Source organism: Leisingera sp. SS27, assembly GCF_028368855.1.
Lineage (GTDB): Bacteria > Pseudomonadota > Alphaproteobacteria > Rhodobacterales > Rhodobacteraceae > Leisingera.
In genome coordinates this window covers 57971-77965 of the sequence record NZ_JAQNCY010000009.1, presented here as the reverse complement: position 1 = coordinate 77965, position 19995 = coordinate 57971, and the positions used below count along the sequence as shown (strand labels likewise).

At 64.1% G+C, this 19995-nt stretch carries 22 protein-coding genes, 1 other RNA gene and 1 pseudogene; 12 read left to right on the top strand and 12 right to left on the bottom strand.

Features of this window, described 5'->3' with window-relative positions:
• Positions 1-200: 200 nt before the first annotated feature.
• On the top strand, positions 201-1166 hold the full coding sequence (locus tag N6L27_RS17445; protein ID WP_271908615.1) for an NADPH:quinone oxidoreductase family protein: 966 nt from the start codon (positions 201-203) through the stop codon (positions 1164-1166).
• Between the two features lie 178 nt (positions 1167-1344).
• Here the strand turns inward: N6L27_RS17445 and N6L27_RS17440 are convergent, their stop codons facing one another.
• Positions 1345-2226 (bottom strand): LysR family transcriptional regulator, encoded by an 882-nt coding sequence (locus N6L27_RS17440; RefSeq protein ID WP_039186094.1) that lies wholly within the window; start codon positions 2224-2226, stop codon positions 1345-1347.
• Between the two features lie 125 nt (positions 2227-2351).
• Between N6L27_RS17440 and N6L27_RS17435 the strand changes: the two genes are divergently transcribed.
• From N6L27_RS17435 to N6L27_RS17425, 3 genes are all read left to right on the top strand, one after another.
• On the top strand, positions 2352-2573 hold the full coding sequence (locus tag N6L27_RS17435) for a DUF1127 domain-containing protein (RefSeq protein ID WP_271908613.1): 222 nt from the start codon (positions 2352-2354) through the stop codon (positions 2571-2573).
• Between the two features lie 197 nt (positions 2574-2770).
• On the top strand, positions 2771-3547 hold the full coding sequence (locus tag N6L27_RS17430; protein ID WP_271908612.1) for a Bax inhibitor-1/YccA family protein: 777 nt from the start codon (positions 2771-2773) through the stop codon (positions 3545-3547).
• A gap of 85 nt (positions 3548-3632) precedes the next feature.
• Positions 3633-4106 (top strand): GNAT family N-acetyltransferase, encoded by a 474-nt coding sequence (locus tag N6L27_RS17425; protein WP_271908610.1) that lies wholly within the window; start codon positions 3633-3635, stop codon positions 4104-4106.
• A 615-nt stretch (positions 4107-4721) separates the two neighbouring features.
• On the opposite strand, the gene rpmG is transcribed toward N6L27_RS17425, so the two are convergent.
• From rpmG to gatC, 6 genes are all read right to left on the bottom strand, one after another.
• Positions 4722-4889, bottom strand: coding sequence for a 50S ribosomal protein L33 (rpmG, locus tag N6L27_RS17420; protein ID WP_008554190.1), 168 nt, complete (start codon positions 4887-4889; stop codon positions 4722-4724).
• Positions 4890-5007: 118 nt separating this feature from the next.
• Positions 5008-5417, bottom strand: an RNA gene (gene rnpB / locus N6L27_RS17415) — RNase P RNA component class A.
• A gap of 186 nt (positions 5418-5603) precedes the next feature.
• Positions 5604-6293 (bottom strand): N-acetylmuramoyl-L-alanine amidase, encoded by a 690-nt coding sequence (locus N6L27_RS17410; protein ID WP_271908609.1) that lies wholly within the window; start codon positions 6291-6293, stop codon positions 5604-5606.
• Entirely contained in the window at positions 6293-7078 is a 786-nt protein-coding gene (locus N6L27_RS17405) for a hypothetical protein (RefSeq protein WP_271908608.1), read from the bottom strand. The genes N6L27_RS17410 and N6L27_RS17405 overlap by 1 nt, the downstream gene beginning before the upstream one ends.
• 40 nt (positions 7079-7118) lie before the next feature.
• The gene (gene gatA / locus N6L27_RS17400) at positions 7119-8606 is read right to left on the bottom strand and encodes an Asp-tRNA(Asn)/Glu-tRNA(Gln) amidotransferase subunit GatA (RefSeq protein WP_271908607.1); all 1488 of its coding nucleotides are present in this window, start codon (positions 8604-8606) and stop codon (positions 7119-7121) included.
• Positions 8607-8693: 87 nt separating this feature from the next.
• Positions 8694-8981, bottom strand: a complete 288-nt coding sequence (gene gatC / locus N6L27_RS17395; protein WP_222478346.1) for an Asp-tRNA(Asn)/Glu-tRNA(Gln) amidotransferase subunit GatC — start codon at positions 8979-8981, stop codon at positions 8694-8696.
• Positions 8982-9168: 187 nt separating this feature from the next.
• On the opposite strand from gatC, the gene N6L27_RS17390 reads away from it, so the two are divergent.
• Complete coding sequence (locus tag N6L27_RS17390; RefSeq protein WP_271908605.1) at positions 9169-9861, top strand: metal-dependent hydrolase; 693 nt, start codon at positions 9169-9171, stop codon at positions 9859-9861.
• Positions 9862-9965: 104 nt separating this feature from the next.
• Here the strand turns inward: N6L27_RS17390 and N6L27_RS17385 are convergent, their stop codons facing one another.
• The 4 genes from N6L27_RS17385 to N6L27_RS17370 all read right to left on the bottom strand — a co-directional run bounded on the left by N6L27_RS17385 (position 9966) and on the right by N6L27_RS17370 (position 12028).
• Positions 9966-10589: a DNA-3-methyladenine glycosylase I gene (locus tag N6L27_RS17385; RefSeq protein ID WP_271908604.1), complete on the bottom strand. Its 624-nt coding sequence runs from the start codon at positions 10587-10589 to the stop codon at positions 9966-9968.
• Positions 10586-10879, bottom strand: a complete 294-nt coding sequence (locus tag N6L27_RS17380) for a YciI family protein (protein WP_271908603.1) — start codon at positions 10877-10879, stop codon at positions 10586-10588. Before N6L27_RS17380 ends, N6L27_RS17385 begins: the two co-directional genes overlap by 4 nt.
• A 20-nt stretch (positions 10880-10899) precedes the next feature.
• Complete coding sequence (locus N6L27_RS17375; protein WP_271908602.1) at positions 10900-11481, bottom strand: TetR/AcrR family transcriptional regulator; 582 nt, start codon at positions 11479-11481, stop codon at positions 10900-10902.
• Positions 11482-11578: 97 nt separating this feature from the next.
• Positions 11579-12028, bottom strand: coding sequence for a nucleoside deaminase (locus N6L27_RS17370; RefSeq protein WP_271908601.1), 450 nt, complete (start codon positions 12026-12028; stop codon positions 11579-11581).
• On the opposite strand from N6L27_RS17370, the gene N6L27_RS17365 reads away from it, so the two are divergent.
• The 6 genes from N6L27_RS17365 to N6L27_RS17340 all read left to right on the top strand — a co-directional run bounded on the left by N6L27_RS17365 (position 12027) and on the right by N6L27_RS17340 (position 18720).
• Positions 12027-13100 (top strand): pseudouridine synthase, encoded by a 1074-nt coding sequence (locus tag N6L27_RS17365; protein ID WP_442915793.1) that lies wholly within the window; start codon positions 12027-12029, stop codon positions 13098-13100. The two genes, N6L27_RS17370 and N6L27_RS17365, sit on opposite strands and share 2 nt — an antisense overlap.
• 174 nt (positions 13101-13274) lie before the next feature.
• The gene (locus tag N6L27_RS17360; RefSeq protein ID WP_271908599.1) at positions 13275-14168 is read left to right on the top strand and encodes a 5-bromo-4-chloroindolyl phosphate hydrolysis family protein; all 894 of its coding nucleotides are present in this window, start codon (positions 13275-13277) and stop codon (positions 14166-14168) included.
• 16 nt (positions 14169-14184) lie between these two features.
• Complete coding sequence (locus N6L27_RS17355) at positions 14185-15375, top strand: toxic anion resistance protein (protein ID WP_271908598.1); 1191 nt, start codon at positions 14185-14187, stop codon at positions 15373-15375.
• Positions 15376-15398: 23 nt separating this feature from the next.
• The gene (locus N6L27_RS17350; protein WP_442915795.1) at positions 15399-16322 is read left to right on the top strand and encodes a DUF2927 domain-containing protein; all 924 of its coding nucleotides are present in this window, start codon (positions 15399-15401) and stop codon (positions 16320-16322) included.
• A gap of 26 nt (positions 16323-16348) precedes the next feature.
• Positions 16349-17524 (top strand): SPFH domain-containing protein, encoded by a 1176-nt coding sequence (locus N6L27_RS17345; protein WP_271908596.1) that lies wholly within the window; start codon positions 16349-16351, stop codon positions 17522-17524.
• 74 nt (positions 17525-17598) lie between these two features.
• Positions 17599-18720 (top strand): TFIIB-type zinc finger domain-containing protein, encoded by a 1122-nt coding sequence (locus tag N6L27_RS17340; protein WP_271908694.1) that lies wholly within the window; start codon positions 17599-17601, stop codon positions 18718-18720.
• 94 nt (positions 18721-18814) lie between these two features.
• Here the strand turns inward: N6L27_RS17340 and N6L27_RS17335 are convergent.
• Positions 18815-18952, bottom strand: a pseudogene (locus N6L27_RS17335) (Hsp20/alpha crystallin family protein); the annotation flags it as partial.
• 474 nt (positions 18953-19426) lie between these two features.
• Here N6L27_RS17335 and dtd point away from each other — a divergent pair.
• Positions 19427-19873 carry a D-aminoacyl-tRNA deacylase gene (gene dtd, locus N6L27_RS17330; RefSeq protein WP_271908595.1) on the top strand — a complete coding sequence of 149 codons (447 nt, stop codon included), beginning with the start codon at positions 19427-19429 and terminating at the stop codon, positions 19871-19873.
• Positions 19874-19995 lie beyond the last annotated feature (122 nt).

The window sequence follows — 19995 nt, the reverse complement described above, 5'->3', positions numbered from 1 at the left end:
GATTGCAAGACTGCCGTCGCGCATGACGAGGTCCAACACCCCAAGCGCATGATTTCACGCAGCATTTTTCCAAACGTTTTATTGCCAACCGGCTGCGGATCGCGTACCTCCCCAGAAATAGCGAGGTGCAGGCCGCAGGTGCGCACCGGCAGTGTGCCCCGGCGAATCACACTGATTCCCGCAAAAGGTGAGGAGAACACATGCAGGCTTTCCAAGTCTCCGCGATTGGCACACCGCCAGTGCTGACGGAAACGCAATGTCCGGCACCCGGAGCGGGCAAGGCGGCCGTTGCCCTTCATGCCTGCGGCCTGAACTTTGCCGATCTGCTAATGATAAAGGGCACCTATCAGGATACACCTGAGCCCCCCTTCACCCTGGGGCTGGAAGCGGCCGGGGTGGTGACGGCGCTTGGCAGCGGCACCGCAGGTTTTGCCATTGGCGACCGGGTGGCAGTGTTCGGCGGCTCCGGCGGACTGGCCGAAGCGGGTGTCTTTGATACCGCGCGGCTGACCCGGATCCCGGACACGATGAGTTTTGAGCATGCCGCGGCGATACAGATCGCTTATGGCACCAGCCATATGGCCCTGGATCACTGTGCCCGCCTGCAGCCTGGTGAGACCCTGCTGGTGACCGGAGCCGCAGGCGGCGTCGGGCTGACCGCGGTGGAAATCGGCAAGCTGATGGGGGCAACCGTGATCGCCCAGGCCCGCGGCCAGGACAAGCTGGATACAGCCGCGGCCGCAGGCGCTGACCATCTGATCGATGCCGGCGAGGACCTGCGCAGTGCGGTCAAGGCGCTTGGCGGGGCAGATGTGGTCTACGACGCCATTGGCGGCGACGTTTGGAAAGCCGCTTTCCGCTCTGCCAATCCCGGAGCACGGCTGCTGCCGGTCGGTTTCGCCGGAGGCGAAGTGCCGCAGATCCCGGCCAACCATCTGCTTGTAAAGAACCTGACGGTGATCGGCTTCTACCTGGGCGGCTACATGAAGTTCCGCCCCGAAGCGGTGCGGCAGTCTTTTGAGACGCTGTTTGCCTGGCACGGCGAGGGCCTGATCAAGCCGCACATCAGCCACACCCTGCCGCTGGCGCAGGCCGCGGAAGGGCTGGAACTGCTGCGCAGCCGCAAGTCCACCGGCAAAGTGGTGATCACCATGGGCGGCAACTGACAATCCCAGCGGCCGCCGTAAGGGCTCCCGCCCGCAACCAGCGCATTTCTGCGAAATGCACTGCAGCGGTTGGGCCAGGCTCAGCGCCTGTGGCGCTGAGCCTGGCCCAAGACCGCCAAGGGTGCGCTGGCAAAGCCAGGGCAGCCTGCGGGCGCGGGAGCTCCGCCCTGCCAGCGGTTCAGCTGGCGGCGCGCAGCGGTGTTGACCACAGCCCCTGGAAACCCTGCCGGATGAACGCCGCCAGTTCCTCGACATAGGGCGCATGCACGCGCTCCGCCCCGTACAGGTTGATATGCTGCATCGGCAGTTCCGGCAGGCTGCAGCCCGGGCCGATCAGTTCCTGATAGGACGGCTGGGTGCCCTCCAGCAGCACTCCGACGGCCAGGTCGGCGCTGACCGTTGCCTCGACAGTGCGGTCCGAGTCGCTGTCCAGCGCCATTTCCCATTCGATACCGGCCTCATCCAGCGCCGCAGTCGCCACCGGGCGGAAACTGCAGTTGCGGCAGAAGCCGAGCCGCAGGGGCCGCTGCCGCCAGACCGCCCCGTCCGGCGCGCCAACCCAGCGCAGGGGCATGCTGTGAATGGTCTCACCGCCCTCGCCCGCGCCGGTTTCGGTGGTCAGGATCAGGTCAAAGGCACCGCGCGCGAACTCGGTCTTGAGATCCCGGGTATTTGAGGTGCAGAGGTTCACATTGACCCGCGGATAGCTGAGGCTGAACCGCTTCAGCACCTGCGGGATGACCGGGTGCACCACATCATGCGGCACCCCCAGCAGAACCTCGCCCTCAAAGGCCTGGTCGGTCAGCCGGCTGATCACCTCATCATTCAGCGCAACCATCTTGCGGGCATAGCCCAGCATCTGCTCGCCCTCGGCCGTCAGCGCAATGGTGCGGCCGGACCGGTCCAGCAATTCCAGCCCCAAGAGCTCCTCCAGCCGCTTCATCTGCATGGAGACCGCCGACTGGGTCAGATGCAGAAAACCGGCGGCACGGGTCACCCCGCCGTATTCCGCCACCGCCACAAAAGAGCGGAGCGTGGTGATATCGAGATTTCTTACCATCACAGAACCTGATTCATTGGATCAAAAACATTCGTTTTCAAAATATGCCATAGCACCCCATATTCATCAACACAATTGATCACCCAGAAGGGATGCATCACAAACCCAACTGAAGGACCAAGCCAATGACCCTCGCGACCTCTACCTGCACCACCTCTTGCCACGGCGCCAAGCCCCAGCTGTCCCTGACCGCCCGCCTGCGGCTGCACATGGCTGCCTGGCGCCAGCGCCGACAGCTGGCACGGCTGGATGACCGCGCGCTGAAGGACATCGGCGTGACCCGTGCACAGGCGGACGCAGAGGCCCGCGGCGGGTTCTGGAAAGCACCGGATCACTGGCGTTTCTAAGAAAGCCGCCCCATTCCTGGCGCACTATTCCGGACGGGCCGCCGCAGCGCGGCCCGTTTGGTTGTTTTTTCATGTATTTCTTTGTCTGAAATACTTGAACCGAAGCCTGCTTCACCCGATATTTGGCGGGAAAGCTGAGGCCCGCGGTCCCATTCGTGTGTCGGCAGCGAGGGAGTAGATTACGGAGACCATTCAATATGGCACAATTCGACACCATCCGCTCTGCTGCGGGCGCCCGCGCCCAGCAGATTGATGAGGGCCTCCGCGCCCATATGAACAAAGTCTATGCCACCATGTCGGCAGGCACGTTCATCACCTTCCTGGCCGCCTGGGCGGTTGCAGGCCTGGCCGTCACCTCGGACCCGGCCAATGCCGTGGCTGAACTGAGCACTGGCAAGTATCTGACCAGCCTGGGTTCAGCAATTTACCTGTCGCCGCTGCGCTGGGTTATCATGTTTGCGCCGCTGGCCTTCATCTTCGGCATCGGTGCGGCCGCTAATCGCATGTCCGCTGCCGGCGTTCAGCTGCTGTTCTATGTTTTTGCCACCGTGATGGGCCTGTCGATCAGCTCGATCTTCCTGGTCTTCACCGGCGAGAGCATCGTGCAGGTGTTCCTGATCACCTCCATCGCCTTCGCGGGCCTGTCGCTGGTGGGCTACACCACCAAGAAGGACCTCAGCGGCATGGGCTCCTTCCTGATCATGGGTCTGATCGGCCTGATCGTGGCCTCGATCGTCAACATTTTCCTGGCGTCCTCCGCCATGGCGTTTGCGATCTCCGTGATCGGCGTGCTGATCTTTGCAGGCCTGACCGCCTATGACACCCAGCGCATCAAGAACGACTACCTGCAGATGGCCCACGCGGGCGACCAGGAGTGGCTGGCGAAGTCCGCGATCATGGGCGCGCTGAGCCTGTATCTGGACTTCATCAACATGTTCATGATGCTGCTCCAACTGCTTGGCAACCGCGAATAACCGCAGGCCACATACCAAACAGCGAGGGGCGGACCGCAAGGATCCGCCCCTTTTCATTTGAACAACAATAACAGGGGACACACCCATGGAAATCATTGAGATCCCGGCGGCAGAGGCAGACCGCCTGCTGCCGCTCTTGCAGGACCTGCACGCGCTGCACGCCGAGCACCAGCCGGAGCGCCACATTCCAGCCCCTGGCGGCGGCGACCTGGCCGCCTGGCTGCAAGGCTGGCTGCAGCAGGACAACGTCCATGCGCTGGCCGCTGAGAGCCCGCAGGGAGCGCTTCTGGGCTACCTGATCTATGAACTGCAGAACCGCCCCGCCCTGCCCGTCCGCGCGGCTGAGACACGCGCCATGCTGCACCACATTTCCGTCATCGAAGCCTGGCGCCGCATGGGCGTGGGCAAGGCGCTGGTGGAGGCCATGAGGACGCAGGCGCTGGCAAATGGGGCCACTGTGATTGCGGCCACCTATGCGCCATTCAACGGCGCCTCAGCCGCGCTGATGCAGGGCATGGAGATGGAGCCTGTGCTGACCGTCGCTGAATGGCGCGCCTGAGGTCAGGCGCCTGAGCAATCAAGGCCGGCGGAGATGGCAAGTGTCCCCTGCCGGCCGGCAACTCTCTGCGGGAGCCCGTTCACACGGCAACCGGAAGCGCTGCGGATCATTTCCAGAAATTCGACCTCCGCAATCACGGGCAGCACTGGCACTGCGCTTGTCCTGGCAGCCTGCAGCACAGCCACTCCGGCGCTGCCGTCGCGAACAAGGCTCAAAGTCAGTTTCCGCCCGTTGATGCGGACGCCATGTTCGGAAACGATCTGCTGCGCCTGTGCCTGCTGCCTTGTATTTTTTGCGGCCGCAGGCAAAGGCTCAGCGCTGACCGCCGGGGGCAGCGGCACGCCCGGCTTGGTCTCGAAAAAACTGGAGACCGGCGCACCGGCCACTGATATTACCGCTGCCAAGAAGAAAACCCGCACTGCACATTCACCCGTTCACTTGTTCACCCAGGGCATCAGGCTAGGTGTGAATTGGGGCAAGAAGGTGCCGGGGCGCGGGACAATGCGCGCAGCATTTTCCGACAATTGCAGGCAGCGGGCCCATGCGGCCGTGCGCACAAAAGAAAACGGGCCGCGCAGCGCGACCCGTTTCCGGAAATCAGTCAGCAAAGAAGGCTTACTTGATTTTGCCTTCTTTGTACTCGACGTGCTTACGCACAACCGGGTCGTACTTCCGCACAACCATTTTCTCGGTCATGGTGCGTGCGTTTTTCTTGGTCACATAGAAGTGGCCGGTGCCCGCGCTCGAGTTCAGGCGGATCTTGATTGTGGTCGGCTTCGCCATGGTGCTTCTCCTGCGTCCGAAAAGGCAGGGGCCTCTCGGTAAATTCCTATCTGAAGCCCGGCTTTTACCGTCCCCAGCCCCCAAGTCAATAGGATTCTCCCCATTCTCTGAGGGATTAATGCGCAGAAGGCCTGTAAGCCGGATCCTGTCCCCCCTGCCCCGTAAAGCAGGGATCGATGACCATTCATCTAGGCGGCGCATTGCTGCGCCGCTCAAGCTGCCAACCCGGTCCCTCTCGGCTGAAGCGAACCTAGCGGCGGTATCCCGGAAACCCGGAACCTGCCCGCGCGGGGACCCTATTTGGCATTGCTCCCGGTGGGGCTTGCCGTGCCGCCCCTGTTGCCAGGGGCGCGGTGGGCTCTTACCCCACCGTTTCACCCTTACCAGCCCGGAGGCTGGCGGTCTGTTTTCTGTGGCGCTTTCCGTCGGGTTTCCCCGCCCGGGCGTTACCCGGCACCGCTGCTTCATGGAGTCCGGACTTTCCTCCCGCGCAGGTCTCCCCGCGCCGGCGGCCATCCAGCCTTCTGCGCGACGGGAGGCGTAGGAACAACGGCGCGCGGCGTCAAGCGGATAGTGCAGCGGCAGGGGCTTTGCCCCTCTTGGCGAAGGGCCAATTCACCCCAGGATATTTTCAGCCAGATGAATATTGGATCCGCCCTTCATCTGGCCCCCAATATCCCGGAGCGCGAGGCAGAGCCTCGCTAAAGCCCGGCCCTAGCGGACCAGAGGACCAAGAGGCAGAAAGTCCTCGGTGCAGAGCGGGCCGCGTGCCCAAGGGCGGAATCGCAGCCGCACTGCGGTCAGAAGCGTTTCGTCCTCTGCCGGAGCCGTAAAGCCGGCCGCGGCGGCTGCAGCCCGGAAACGCGGGAATGCCACCTTTTCCGGAACTGCCGAGCCTGCCGACCCTGCAGCCAGCCCCTGCCGGGCAAGGCGCGCCCAGTCAAAGCGCGGGCCGGGATCGCATTTGCGGCCCGGCGCCATGCAGGAATGGCCGATTACCCCTTCAGCCGGAATGCCCCAGCGCAGCATGACACCGCGCATCAGCGCCTCCAGCGCTGCCATCTGCGCCTCGCTGAACGGATGCGTGCCGCGGTTGTCGAGCTCGATGCCGATGGAACGGGAGTTGACATCGTCCTGCCCGGCCCACTCTCCGGCACCGGCATGCCACGCGCGGCTGCTCTCGGCGACCATCTGCCAAAGGGTGCCGTCTGCACCGATCAGATAATGGGCGGAGACCTCCGCCGCGGGATCGCAAAGCCGCTCCAGTGCCGCACGCGCACTGTCCATGGCAGTGTAGTGCAATACAATCAGGGACGGCGTCAGACCGTCCCTGCGCGGCCCGAAGTTCGCGCTGGCGTGCCAGATGGCGCCGGGCTGGTCAGCCCTGCCCGCATCAGGCGGCATCAGTTCTGGACGGCCAGCCGGTAGGGCGCCGGATCCCAGCCGCAGGCAAAGCCGTCGCCATCCGGGTCCAGCACCTTGCGGTCGCGCTGAGGGCCGCCGCTTTCCAGGAAAGCAATCTGGGCCTGGTCAGGCGAAGCGAACTCAGCACAGTTGCGCTGGCTGCGGGCCCGCAGGTTGATGCCCGCCCGGGTATAGAGGCGCACCCCCTTGGGATTGGACGTGCTGAGCGCATATTTCACGATGTTCGGCCCGGTATCACCGCCACGTTCCGGCACTGCGGTGGGCTGCACCTGCTGATACTGCGACCGCTGGCGTTGCAAACGTTCGGCATCGCTTTCGATCGACTGGCGGGCGGACACCGCCTGAAAGTCGTTCTCGTCCGAGATCCCCGCGTTGCCGATCAGCTCCGGTGCCGGGTTGGAGGGGCTTGCATCCAGCGGCGCAGTGCCAGTGCTGGAACTGCTGCGCGAAGCTGCCAGGGCTGCCTCTGTCTGGCGCGCGATGTCGGCGTCGCTGGACGACGCCGCAGCGGTGCTGAAGGTTCCGGCTGCAGTGGTGGAGGCGGTGCTGCGCGGTGCCGTCCCGGCGTGGGAAGGAACGGTTTCGGTGGACACCCGCGCCGGCGGCACAAGCGGATCGCCATTGATCGTGGTGCCTGCGGCCGGCGGCGGCGCGAACGGGTCGCCGTCGATGCCAACGCCCGCGACGCTGTCCGGAACCTGGGGGGAACAGGCAGCCATAACCAGAAGGCTGCCTGCGGCGGCGTAAGATGCGAATGCGCGCATGGGGTACCTGTCAGCTCTGCTCAATTGCTTGCGCAGATGTTTACCACCATTGCTGCGGCTTGGCTACAAAGCCCGCCGCATTCTCCAGCGCATAGGCAGTGTTCAGCAGATCGCCCTCTTCCCAGGGCTTGCCAATGAGCTGCAGCCCCAGCGGCAGGCCCTGGCTGTCCAGGCCCGCAGGCACCGCGACGCCGGGCAGGCCCGCCAGGTTCACGGTGACGGTGAAGACGTCATTGAGGTACATCTGCACCGGATCCGCCTCAGTCATCTCGCCCAGGCCAAAGGCCGCGGACGGGGTGGCCGGGGTCAGGATCGCATCGACGCCGGCGGCAAAAGCGTCCTCGAAGTCCTTCTTTATCAGGGTGCGGACGCGGCGGGCGCGGTTGTAATAGGCGTCATAGAAGCCTGCCGACAGCACATAGGTGCCGACCATCACACGGCGCTGCACCTCGTGGCCGAAGCCCTCGGCGCGGGTCTTCTCGTACATCTCGGTGATGCCGTCGCCCGCGTCCAGCGTGGCGCGGCGGCCATAGCGGACACCATCATAGCGCGCCAGATTCGAGGACGCCTCAGCCGGGGCAATCACGTAATAGGCGGGCAGCGCGTATTTGGTGTGGGGCAGCGAGATATCAACGATCTCGGCCCCGGCGGCCTTCAGCATCTCGGCGCCGTCGGACCACAGCTTCTCAATCTCGCCCGGCATGCCGTCCATGCGGTATTCCTTGGGGATACCGATCTTCTTGCCGCGGATATCGCCGGTCAGCATCGCCTCGAAATCCGGCACCGCCAGTTCGGCAGAGGTCGAATCCTTGGGGTCGTGGCCGCACATGGTTTCCAGCATGATCGCCGCGTCGCGCACTGATTTGGTCATCGGCCCGGCCTGGTCCAGCGAGGAGGCAAAGGCGACGATACCCCAGCGCGAGCAGCGGCCGTAGGTCGGCTTGATGCCGACGGTGCCGGTAAAGGCGGCGGGCTGGCGGATCGAGCCGCCGGTGTCGGTGCCGGTGGCCGCCAGGCACAGGTCAGCCGCCACGGCAGAGGCGGAACCGCCGGAGGAGCCGCCCGGGGTCAGCTGGGCCTCGTCATTGCCGCGGCGCCAGGGGCTGACGGCATTGCCGTAGACGGAGGTTTCGTTGGAGGAGCCCATGGCGAACTCATCCATGTTCAGCTTGCCCAGCATAACGGAGCCGACATCGGCCAGTTTCTGGCTGACGGTGGATTCGTACTCCGGCTTGAAGCCTTCAAGAATCTTCGAGGCCGCCTGCGACGGCACGCCCTTGGTGCAAAACAGGTCCTTGATGCCGATCGGCAGGCCGCACATGGACGGCGCATCGCCCGCCTTGATGCGGTCGTCCGCCGCCTTGGCGCGTTCCATCGCCAGTTCAGGCGTCTTGTGCACAAATGCGTTGAGCGCGTCAGCCGAGTCGATTGCCTTGAGGCAGGCTTCGGTCAGCTCAACGGAAGTGGTGTCGCCCTTGCGCAGCGCGTCGCGGGCCTCTGCCAGGGTCAATTTATTGAGTTCGGTCATTTTATCGCCTCTCTTAGGCAAATGTCATTGGGCTCCGCCCGTTCACAGCTGAAACCGTCCCCCGGACGGTTTCCAGGACGCTGCTCACTACTCCACGACTTTGGGCACTGCAAAGAAGCCTTCGCGGGCGTCCGGCGCATTGGCCAGAACCTTGTCCTGCTGGTTGCCGTCGGTGACTTCATCCGCGCGGCGCTTCAGGCGCTGCGGGGTGACGGAGGTCATCGGCTCAACGCCCTCGACATCCACCTCGTTCAGCTGCTCGATGAAGCCCAGGATGTTGTTGAACTCGTCTGCCAGCGCCGGCAGAGCGTCGTCCTCGACCTTGATCCGGGCCAGTTTGGCCACCTTGGCGGCGGTGCTTTGGTCAATCGACATGGAAACCCTCATCTGGTGTTGGCTAGGCATTTACCGCCGTGCCGCCTGCGCTGCAAGCCTGCAACGGGCGGCCGGGCAGCAAACGGGGTGGCGCACCCATTTTCTGGCACGTTTGCATTCCTTTTCACCCGCAGCCTGTTAGGCTGCCGCCAAGAACGGCATTAGGGCCAACGGGAGGAGAAAACCGATGAAGATCATTTGGCTGGGGCATGGCTCATTCCGTATCGAAGCAGGCGGCCTGGTGCTGCTGGTGGACCCCTGGCTGAGCGGCAACCCGGTGCTGCCGGAGGAGAGCCATGAGGCCGCAATTGAAGGCGCTACCCATATCCTTCTGACCCATGTGCATTTCGACCATGTGGTGGACGTGCTGCCGCTGGCCAAGCGGCTGGAGGTGCCGGTGGTGGGGCAGTACGACCTGATGGGGCTCTGGGGCGAGACCGAAGGGGTGCAGACCACCGGCTTCAACAAGGGCGGCACGGTGGACCTGGGCGGGGTCAAGGTTGCGATGGTGCCGGCCTCGCACAGCTCCACCTTCAACACCCAGGACGGGCTGCGCACCGGCGGTTCGGAAGTGGGCTACATGCTGATGGCGGAGGGCAAGACGGTCTACCTGTCCGGCGACACCGCGATCATGGCCGACATGGAGTGGATGGGCGATTACTACAAGCCGGATGTTGGCATCCTGTCGGCGGGCGGGCATTTCACCATGGACATGAAACAAGCCGCCTATGCGGCGAAGCGTTATTTCAATTTCAAAACGGTGATTCCCTGCCACTACAAGAGCTTCCCGGTCCTGGAGCAGGACGCCAAGGACCTGATCGAAGGGCTGCCCGGCGTCGATGTCATTGAGCCGGAAGTGATGAAGGCTATCGAAGTCTGAGCCGCGCGGGGTGAAGGCACTCTCCCGCCCGTCGCCGGATCTGTCAGGCAGATCCGCTCCCGTTGGGCGTGGCGCCGGACCTGGCGGTCCGGCGCGGACAGGTTTCAGGCCGCCGGTTTCATCTGCGGCACGGTGAACGCCGCACGGGCCACGGCGGCCTTCTCCCTGCAGATGCAGCCGCGAGCGTGGTCGTTGATCAGCCCCATCGCCTGCATGAACGCAAAAACCGTGGTCGGGCCGACGAATTTCCAGCCGCGTTTCTTGAGCGCCTTGGACAGCGCCACGGATTCAGGGCTGGTGGAGGCGGTCTGCGGCTCCGGCAGGTCTTCCGGGTTCGGCTCATAGCTCCAGAAAAACGCGGCAAGGGACCCCGCCTCCGCCACCAGCTCCTTAGCGCGGGCAGCATTGTTGATCACCGCCTCGATCTTGCCGCGGTGGCGGATGATGCCCTTGTCCTGCAAGAGCCGCTCCACATCCGCCGCACCGAACTCCGCCATCCGGTTGAAATCAAACCCGGTAAAGGCGGCGCGGAAGTTCTCGCGCTTGTCCAGAATGGTCCGCCAGCTCAGCCCGGACTGAAAGCTTTCAAGGCAGACCTTCTCAAACAGGCGGATGTCATCGCCCACCGGGTAGCCCCATTCCTCGTCGTGATAGCGCAGGAAATCGGGCGCCGAGGCGGCCCAGGCGCAACGGGGATGTCCATCAGGAGCGGTGTACAGGCGGCTCATTCGCCGGCCCGCAGGAAATCAAGCCGGGGATCCATCATGGTCGGCGCCACGCCGATGATCTCCGGCTCCACCACGCCCCCGGTCACAAAGGGGTCCTGCGCGACGCGGGCAAACAGGGCCTCTTCGCTTTCACCCACGGCGAGGATTGCGCCGCCCTCACCGTCAGTCATGGATCCGGCGGCAAGGAAAACCCCGTCCGCGAACCCCTGCTGCAGCCAGGCTTTGTGGCCGTCCAGAAACTCGGCCAGGCGGCCTTTCTGCTCTGCGAATGTCAGCAAAATGAAATACATGTTTTTCTCCTGTGATGCGTTTAACGGGGGTGACCCTGTGGCAGCTGACCCCTGAGCCAGTCCTGCATCAGCGCCACTTCGCGGTTGATGAATTCCACATCGCCAAATGCCTGCGCCAGCGCCGCCGCCCCCTGACTGCGCGCCAGCAGGTGCATAGCCAGGGCATCCGATTCCGTGCCGCACCCCAGCTCTACGAACTGGCGGCAGAGCCACGTCCGGAACAGGGTGAAAACCGCATTGGCCTGATCCTGCGCCGCATGGTTCAGCTTGCCAAGCTCCGCAACCAGTGTCCCGACCGGACAGCCGTAGAGGGTGATCTTGGCCTGGTTGGCGATCAGGATGCGGATAAAGCAGATGACCCGCTGCTCCGGGCCGGCGCCTTCCGCCTGCCAGGTGTTCAGCATGGTGCGGGTTGCAGCCAAGCGTCGCGCGATCACCGCTTCAAGGATCTCGTCCTTGGTCTTGAAATGATAGTAGAAATTGCCGCGCGAGATGCCGACAGCCGCAGCGATATCCGCAAACGATGTGGCCTCGAACCCGCGTTCATAGAACAGCTGGTCCGCGGCCTCAGCGATCCTGTCTTTGGTTGCTGGCTGTTGCATTCCCACCCCTAGGACGTTTGACCTAAAAGCAGCCTAGGACACTTGACCTACAAGCGCAACCGGCAGGCGCCGCGACGGCACGTCACCGGCTATTTGATCAGCGTTTGCCGGCAAAGAACTCCTTGAGCAGCGCGCTGGCCTCGCCCTCCGCAATCCCGTCATAGACCTCAGGCGCGTGATGCGCCTGCGGATGGGAGAACACGCAGGCGCCATGCGCCACGCCGCCGGACTTGGGATCAGCGGCGCCGTAGTACACCCGGCGGATGCGGGCGGCGGCGATGGCGGCGGCGCACATCGCGCAGGGCTCCAGCGTTACATAGAGGTCGTATCCAGTGAGGCGTTCGCTGCCCAAAGCCGCACAGGCCGCGCGGATGGTCAGGATTTCGGCGTGGGCGGTGGGGTCGTTCAGTTCGCGGGTGCGGTTGCCCGCCAGCGCCGCCACCTGCCCGTCCGGTGCGATCAGTGCGGCGCCCACGGGGACCTCGCCGCGCTTTGCAGCCGCCCGCGCCTGTTCCAGCGCCTTGTCCATATGCGATTTGAATGCCATGCCCCTTCCTGCCCGCGAATGCCCGCTTTCGCAAGACGGCGGAATGCTCTATGGCACGGGCATGAGCAAAACACCCGCATCCCCCAAGGGCAAACCGGCCCCGAAATCCCAGCCCCGCAAGGCGACCGCCAATCCCGAAGGCACAGCCCCCGAGGGCGACCGCATCGCCAAGGTCCTGTCGCGCGCAGGCGTCGCCTCGCGCCGCGAGGCCGAGCGCATGATCGCCGAGGGCCGTGTATCGGTGAACGGCAAGAAGATCGACAGCCCAGCCCTGAACGTGACCGCGGCTGACCGGATCAGCGTTGACGGCCAGCCCCTGCCGGAAGCCGAAGCGCCGCGGATGTGGCTGTATTACAAGCCAACCGGCCTTGTGACGTCGAACAGCGACGAAAAAGGCCGCAAGACCATCTTTGACGAGCTGCCGGAGGATATGCCGCGGGTCATGACAGTCGGCCGACTCGACCTCAACTCCGAAGGGCTTTTGCTGCTGACCAACGACGGCGGCATCAAGCGCAAGCTGGAGCTGCCCGCCACCGGCTGGCTGCGCCGCTACCGGGTGCGGATCAACGGCCGCCCCAAGGACGAGGATTTTGCCCCCTTGCGCAAGGGCCTGGTGATCGAGGGCGAGAAATTCCAGCCGATGACCGTGTCGCTGGACCGCCAGCAGGGCGCCAATGCCTGGTTGACCGTGGGCCTTCGCGAAGGCAAGAACCGCGAAATCCGCCGCGCGATGGAGGATATCGGCTACAGCGTGAACCGGCTGTTGCGGGTATCCTACGGGCCGTTCCAGCTGGGCGATCTGAAACCGGGCGAAGTCGAGGAACTGCGCCCGCGTGTGGTGCGCGACCAGCTGGGACTGGAGCCAGAAGAGGAAAAGCCGGCCGACCGGCCCACCCGTTCCCGCAGCGGTAAGCCTGGAGGCCGCCCGGCAGGCAAGCCCGGCAGCAAACCAGCGGGCAAGGCGCCGGCGAAAGCGGGCAAACCGGGCGGCAAGCCCGCAGCGCCGCGCAGCGACCGCCCCGCCCAGCGCGGTGGCGGCAAACGTCCAATCGGCAAGAATCCCCGCCGCTGAGCCAATTCCCGCAGACTTCCCCCTAGCAACACCGACTGCTATCCCCTAGATTTCCAATCAGTTAATCTTTGCTGGCGGTTTGGGGGAACTTTCGCGTGCAGAAACTTGCCTATGCTGCCCTGTTGATCCTGATGTTCGGCCTGAGCACCGGCTGGATCGTGGGAGGCTGACCGCATGGCACAGCGTTTTGGCGGCAAATACAGCCCGGACGGCAAACCCGCCGCTCAGGATACGCCCCCGCAGCAGTCTTACCGCAATGCGCAGGTGGACCCGGCCGGGATGCGCGCCAACGTGCTCTTTGTGCCGCCCGCGATCCTCACCCTTTTGTCCCTGAACGACGGCGCCACCGGCCTGGCACTGGGGCTGATCGGGGCGGGCCTGTGGACCGGCGGCGCTTTTCTGCTGCGCGAAGGGCTCAAGGCCGAGGCAGCCTATGCCGCCCGCAAAGTGGCGCGCAAACCCGCCCTTCCCCGCAAGATCCTGGCAGCGCTGCTGACTGGCGGCGGCGCAGCACTGGCCGCATGGAAGGCTGAACCCGGCATTCTGATCGCCGCCATCTATGGCGCCGCGGCGGCGGGACTGCATATCGCCGCCTTTGGCATCGACCCGCTGCAGGACAAGGGTGTCGAGGGCGTCGACGATTTCCAGCAGTCCCGGGTGGCCCGAGCGGTGGATGAAGCCGAGGAAAACCTTGCGGCGATGAAAGACGCCGCCCTGCGCGCCCGTGACCGGACTGTCGAAGCGCGGGTGGAACAGTTCCAATCCGTTGCCCGCGATTTGTTCCGCACGGTGGAGGAAGACCCCCGCGACCTGACTGCCGCACGCAAGTATCTGACCGTCTATTTGCAGGGCGCCCGCGACGCGACAATAAAATTCGCTGACATCTATGCCCGCAGCCAGGACGCCCAGGCTCGCGCCGATTATCTGGCGCTGCTGGACGATTTGGAACAGAACTTTGCCGCGCGCACCCGCAAGATGCTGGTGGAAGACCGCACGGACCTGACCATTGAAATTGATGTGCTGCGCGACCGGTTGCAGCGTGAAGGGGTCCACTTGGACCAGAACTGATTAAGGGGAGCCATTCATGTCTGAAGCCGTTCAACAGAAGGCCGCCCAGGCCGAAGCCCTGGTAACGGAAGTCACCGCCATTGAACTGCCTGAACCCGTGACAGAGATTCAGCCGCTGGAACAGGCTGATGAACCCACCAGCAAGGCGATCCGGCAGCGGATGGACCAGATCGACATGGGCGACACCAACTCGATCATCCATTTCGGCTCTGCCGCCCAGGCTGAGCTTCAGACGATCAGCCAGGCCATGCTGTCCGACGTGCGCAACAAGGATGTGGGGCCTGCGGGCGACTCCTTACGCAACATCGTGACCACGATCCGCGGATTTTCGGTGTCCGAACTCGACATCCGCCGCAAGCCGACCTTCTGGGAAAGGCTGTTGGGCAAGGCTGCGCCTTTTGCCAAGTTCACCGCGCGTTATGAGACCGTGCAAGGGCAGATCGACAAGATCACCGATGACCTGCTGGGACATGAGCATATCCTGCTGAAGGACATCAAGTCGCTCGACCTTCTCTATGAAAAGACGCTGCAATTCTACGATGAGCTGGCGCTCTATATCGCCGCAGGCGAAGCCAAGCTGGCAGAGCTGGACGCGACTGCGATACCGGCCAAAGAGGCGGAGGTGCAGGCCGCCCCGGAAGGCGATCAGGTGATGAAAGCGCAGGAACTGCGCGACTTGCGCGCCGCACGCGATGATCTGGAACGCCGGGTGCATGACCTGAAGCTGACCCGTCAGGTCACCATGCAGTCGCTGCCCTCGATCCGGCTGGTGCAGGAAAACGACAAGTCGCTGGTGACCAAGATCAACTCGACCCTGGTGAACACCGTGCCGCTGTGGGAGACCCAGCTGGCGCAGGCGCTGACCATCCAGCGCTCGGCCCAGGCGGCGGCGGCAGTGCGCGATGCCAATGACCTGACCAATGAACTCTTGACCTCCAACGCCGCGAACCTGCGTCAGTCGAACGAGATGATCCGCCAGGAAATGGAGCGCGGGGTGTTTGACATCGAAGCGGTGAAACAGGCCAATGCGGATCTGATCGGCACCATTCAGGACAGCCTCAGGATCGCGGATGAGGGCAAGGCCAAACGCGCCGCGGCAGAGGAAGAGCTGCAGAAAATGGAAGCGGAGCTGCGCGACACCCTGGCCGCTGCCAAAGCCCGGCGCGACGGGGTTGGCGACAACGCCGGCACCGCAGTTCCGGGTTAAGAAAGGCAGCGTAAGTGCAGGCAATCCGGACACTTTGGAAAAGCGCGGCGGTCCTTTCAGGGCTGGCCGCTCTTACGGCCTGCCTGCCCTTTGACCAGGCGGAATCGCTGGTGCCGCAGGCCCGGCCCGCGGTGCCCCAGCCTGCCGTCTACAAACCTTCTGCCGACAGTGCCCAGCTGGCCTATTACTACAATGCCTTGCAGCGCGACCTGCTGACCCGCGGTCTCTTGCGCACCGATGGCGGCGGGCCGGACACGCCTTATGACGCAGAGGATCTGGCCAGAAGCTTTGAACAGCTGGCCTTTTATGACGAATACGGCGGTGCGGGCATCTCGGGCGGCCTGGGCCGCTGGTCCGGGCCGGTGCGCATTGCGGCAGAATTCGGCCCCTCGGTTCAGGCGGGCCAGCGGGCTCAGGACCGGGAAACGCTTGCGGACTATGCCGCGCGGCTGGCCCGTATCACCGGCCATTCCATCAGCACCGTCAGCGGGCGCGCCAATTTCCACGTGATCTTTGCCAGCCTCGACGACAGCGCCTATGTCGCCGAAAGGGTGCGAGAACTGCTGCCCGCGATCAGCGCGCGCGACCTGTCGCTGCTGGCAGCGCCGCCGCGCAGCTACTATTGCCTGGTGGTGGCAGGCGGGCCGCAAACCGATCCTTTGTCCTATACCCGCGGCGTTGCCCTGATCCGGGCCGAGCATCCCGATCTGGTGCGCAAGAGCTGTGTGCATGAGGAAGTGGCGCAAGGTCTGGGCCTCAGAAACGACAGCCCGCGCGCGCGGCCGTCGATCTTCAACGACGACGACGAGTTTGCACTGCTGACCAGCTTTGACGAAAAACTGCTGCAGATGCTGTATGATCCAAGACTGAAGGCGGGGATGAGCCTGGAAGAGGCCCGCCCCATCATCCGCATTCTCGCCCGCGAAGCGATGGGCCAGGAACTATAGGCCGCCACTGGAAGAGGACCTGAAACATGGGTATTTTCGATTTTCTCAAAGGCGAATTCATTGATGTCATTCACTGGGTGGACGACACCCGTGACACCATGGTCTGGCGGTTCGAGCGCGAAGGCCACGAAATCAAATACGGCGCCAAGCTGACCGTGCGCGAGGGCCAGGCGGCTGTGTTCGTGCACGAGGGACAGCTGGCAGATGTGTTCACCCCCGGTCTCTACATGCTGGAGACCAACAACATGCCGGTCATGACCACGCTGCAGCACTGGGACCACGCCTTCCAGTCGCCGTTCAAGTCTGAGATCTACTTTGTCGATACCACCCGGTTCAGCGATCTGAAATGGGGCACAAAGAACCCGATCATCTGCCGCGATCCGGAATTCGGGCCCGTCAGGCTGCGCGCCTATGGCACCTATACGATCAAGGTCGCCGACCCTGCCCGCTTCCTGAGCGAGATCGTCGGCACCGATGGTGAATTCACCATGGACGAGATCTCCTATCAGATCCGCAATATCATCGTGCAGGAGTTTTCCCGCGTCATTGCAGGCTCCGGCATTCCGGTGCTGGACATGGCCGCCAACACGGCTGACCTTGGCAAACTGGTGGCTGCGGAGATTTCAGGCACTCTGGCGGAATACGGGCTGTCCATGCCCGAGCTGTACATCGAGAACATCTCGCTGCCGCCCGCGGTGGAAGAAGCGATGGACAAGCGGACCCAGATGGGCGTGCTGGGCGATCTTGGGCGCTACACCCAGTTTTCGGCAGCCGAGGCAATGACCGCCGCGGCAAAGACCCCGAACAGCGGCATGGGTGCCGGCATGGGAATGGGCATGGGTATGGCGATGGCGCAGCAGATGGGCCAGGCGCTGCAGGGCGGTGCCGCCTCTCAGGCAGCGGGTCAGCCGTCCGGGCCATGGGGCGCACGGCCCGAACCCGCTGCACCGCAAAGGCCGGCGCCAGCGGCACCGCCCCCACCGCCGGTCGAGCATGTCTGGCACATCGCGGTGGATGGGCAGACCTCCGGCCCGTTCTCCAAGGCACGGATGGGCCGGATGGCGCAGGACGGCACGCTGACGCGCGAAACCCACGTCTGGACCCCCGGCCAGGACGGCTGGAAACGCGCAGGCGAAGTGATAGAGCTGGCGCAGCTGTTCACCATTCTGCCGCCGCCCCCGCCACCGTTGCCAGCCGGGTAACGCCGCTGCCGGGCAGCCAGCCGCTGCCCTGCCTCCTGACTGACACTGCCCGACAGGTTCCCCTACCCGTGACGATGCCCCCGCCGCCGCCCGCCGAAACCGTGCCCGCTGCCGAAGAAGAAACCCACCGTTTCCCCTGCGAGCAATGCGGCGCGGATTACACCTATGACCCGGCCAATAGCACCCTGACCTGCGGCCATTGCGGTCATACCGAATACATTCGCAGCGGACCCTGGAAAGGCTCCGCCCTGCAGGAGCTGGACTTTCGCACCGCGGCAGCCGAGCAATTGCCCGAAGCGGAAATCGAAATAACGAGGGTTTCCACCTGTCCCAATTGCGCCGCGCAGGTGGAATTCGACCCGGACACCCACGCCAAGGAATGCCCCTTCTGCGCCACACCCGTAGTGACCGGCACCGGCGAGAACCGGCATATCAAGCCCAAGGGGGTTCTCCCCTTCGCAATTGAGGAACGCACAGCGCATAAGGCGATGGCAGACTGGCTGGGCGGTCTGTGGTTTGCCCCGAACGGCCTCAGGGAATATGCCCGCAAGGGGCGCCGGATGCAGGGCATCTATGTGCCCTACTGGACCTATGACGCCCAAACCCGCAGCAGCTACACCGGCCAGCGCGGCACCGTCTACTACGTGACCGAAACCTTCCAGCAGGACGGCAAGACACAATCCAGGAAAGTGGCCAAGGTGCGCTGGACACCAGCGTCCGGCCGGGTGCAACGGTTCTTTGACGATGTGCTGGTGCTGGCCTCAAAAAGCCTGCCCAAGAAGTACACCGAAGGGCTGCAACCCTGGGATCTGGCGCAGCTGGAACCTTACCAGCCGCAGTATCTGGCGGGCTTCCGGGCCGAAGCCTACACAGTGGATCTGGAGGCAGGGTTTGCCGAGGCCGGGCAGAAGATGGACCGGGTGATCGAGCGTGATGTCCGGTTCGACATCGGCGGCGACCGCCAGCGGATTGCCCATATCGACACCAAGGTGTCAGATGTGACCTTCAAGCACATCCTGCTGCCGGTCTGGCTCGCCGCCTACAAGTACCGCGGCAAGACCTACCGCTTTGTGGTCAACGGCCAGTCCGGCCGGGTGCAGGGTGAGCGGCCCTATTCGGTCTGGAAGATCGCATTTGCCATCCTGCTGGCACTGCTGGCCGGCGCCGGGATCGCTCTGGTGGCCAGCCAGCAATAGCGGGCAAAGCGGAAGGGGGCACAGTTGCCCCCTTCCTGAACCGGCCGGTTCCTTTCCCCGGATTCTGAGCCGGAACCTGCGGCCGGCCTCCCTGTCAGCCTTTGCTGATTTCAATCCTGCGGGCGGTATCCGGCTGCTCCAGCGCCTTCTTCGGCACCGCGATATGCAGCACGCCGTCCTCCATCCGGGCCGAGGCCCCCTGCCCGTCCGCGTCCTCCGGCAGACGGAAGGACCGGCGGAACGCCCCATACTGGCGCTCGCTGAAATACCAGGTGTCGCCCTTTTTTCTGACTCGGTCTTCTTCTCGCCGCGGATCGTCAGCACGCCGTTGTCGACGGTCAGCTCCACATCCTCCAGCGAAACTCCCGGAAGCTCCATCGCAATGTCATAGGCCTCCTTGCCAGAAGACGCCTCGGTTGCCGGGGTGAGCCAGTCGGCAAGCCGCGCGCCGAAGCTGCGGAAAGGATCATAAAGCGACGGCCAGAAGCCGCCATGTTCGGTTTTTTCCACCATTCTTCAGCCTCCTTTTTTGCTGCGTCCCATTGTACTACCTGCACGGCCGCCCTGCCTTGATCCGGCGCAATCGCCAGGCCTGCGCAGGAAGGTTTCAAACGGTGCACTCGCCTGAGCGCAGCAAAGGGGCTAAAGCTGTTGCAGACCTGTCCGGAACAAGAGCAGGCAAGCCGGATCGTCAAAAGGAGCAAACATGCGGGCACTCATTCAGCGGGTCAGCGAGGCCTCGGTCACAGTTGACGGCGAGGTCATCGGCGAAGTGGGCCCCGGCCTGCTGGTGCTGGTCTGCGCCATGGCAGGCGACAGCGAGGCGCAGGCGGAGCAGCTGGCCGCCAAGATTTCCAAGATGCGGATTTTCAAAGATGAGGGCGGCAAGATGAACCGCTCTTTGCTGGATACCGGCGGCGGCGTGCTGGTGGTCAGCCAGTTCACCCTGGCCGCCGACACAAGGCGCGGCAACCGGCCCGGATTTTCCACCGCTGCCGCCCCAAGCGAGGGCGAACGGCTCTATGAACATTTTGCCGCTCAGCTGGCAGCGCTGGGTTTGAAAATGGCAAAAGGACGGTTTGGCGCAGACATGAAAGTCAGGCTGCTGAATGACGGCCCGGTGACTGTCTGGATGGACACCGAACAAGTCTGACAGCGGCCAGCCCGCCGGAACGCAGACATGCCGCAAACGGCCGGCGCGCACAAACCGGCCTGTGACGGCGCGCGGAGCCGCCTGGCCGCGAAAGAGGCGTTTTTTGGCCAGAAAGCATCGAT

Coding starts and splice junctions, on each gene's coding strand:
- N6L27_RS17445 (WP_271908615.1), top strand. CDS start 201: ATGCAGGCTTTCCAAGTCTCCGCGATTGGCACACCGCCAGTGCTGACG.
- N6L27_RS17440 (WP_039186094.1), bottom strand. CDS start 2,226: ATGGTAAGAAATCTCGATATCACCACGCTCCGCTCTTTTGTGGCGGTG.
- N6L27_RS17435 (WP_271908613.1), top strand. CDS start 2,352: ATGACCCTCGCGACCTCTACCTGCACCACCTCTTGCCACGGCGCCAAG.
- N6L27_RS17430 (WP_271908612.1), top strand. CDS start 2,771: ATGGCACAATTCGACACCATCCGCTCTGCTGCGGGCGCCCGCGCCCAG.
- N6L27_RS17425 (WP_271908610.1), top strand. CDS start 3,633: ATGGAAATCATTGAGATCCCGGCGGCAGAGGCAGACCGCCTGCTGCCG.
- rpmG (WP_008554190.1), bottom strand. CDS start 4,889: ATGGCGAAGCCGACCACAATCAAGATCCGCCTGAACTCGAGCGCGGGC.
- N6L27_RS17410 (WP_271908609.1), bottom strand. CDS start 6,293: ATGCCGCCTGATGCGGGCAGGGCTGACCAGCCCGGCGCCATCTGGCAC.
- N6L27_RS17405 (WP_271908608.1), bottom strand. CDS start 7,078: ATGCGCGCATTCGCATCTTACGCCGCCGCAGGCAGCCTTCTGGTTATG.
- gatA (WP_271908607.1), bottom strand. CDS start 8,606: ATGACCGAACTCAATAAATTGACCCTGGCAGAGGCCCGCGACGCGCTG.
- gatC (WP_222478346.1), bottom strand. CDS start 8,981: ATGTCGATTGACCAAAGCACCGCCGCCAAGGTGGCCAAACTGGCCCGG.
- N6L27_RS17390 (WP_271908605.1), top strand. CDS start 9,169: ATGAAGATCATTTGGCTGGGGCATGGCTCATTCCGTATCGAAGCAGGC.
- N6L27_RS17385 (WP_271908604.1), bottom strand. CDS start 10,589: ATGAGCCGCCTGTACACCGCTCCTGATGGACATCCCCGTTGCGCCTGG.
- N6L27_RS17380 (WP_271908603.1), bottom strand. CDS start 10,879: ATGTATTTCATTTTGCTGACATTCGCAGAGCAGAAAGGCCGCCTGGCC.
- N6L27_RS17375 (WP_271908602.1), bottom strand. CDS start 11,481: ATGCAACAGCCAGCAACCAAAGACAGGATCGCTGAGGCCGCGGACCAG.
- N6L27_RS17365 (WP_442915793.1), top strand. CDS start 12,027: ATGCCCCTTCCTGCCCGCGAATGCCCGCTTTCGCAAGACGGCGGAATG.
- N6L27_RS17370 (WP_271908601.1), bottom strand. CDS start 12,028: ATGGCATTCAAATCGCATATGGACAAGGCGCTGGAACAGGCGCGGGCG.
- N6L27_RS17360 (WP_271908599.1), top strand. CDS start 13,275: ATGGCACAGCGTTTTGGCGGCAAATACAGCCCGGACGGCAAACCCGCC.
- N6L27_RS17355 (WP_271908598.1), top strand. CDS start 14,185: ATGTCTGAAGCCGTTCAACAGAAGGCCGCCCAGGCCGAAGCCCTGGTA.
- N6L27_RS17345 (WP_271908596.1), top strand. CDS start 16,349: ATGGGTATTTTCGATTTTCTCAAAGGCGAATTCATTGATGTCATTCAC.
- N6L27_RS17340 (WP_271908694.1), top strand. CDS start 17,599: ATGCCCCCGCCGCCGCCCGCCGAAACCGTGCCCGCTGCCGAAGAAGAA.
- dtd (WP_271908595.1), top strand. CDS start 19,427: ATGCGGGCACTCATTCAGCGGGTCAGCGAGGCCTCGGTCACAGTTGAC.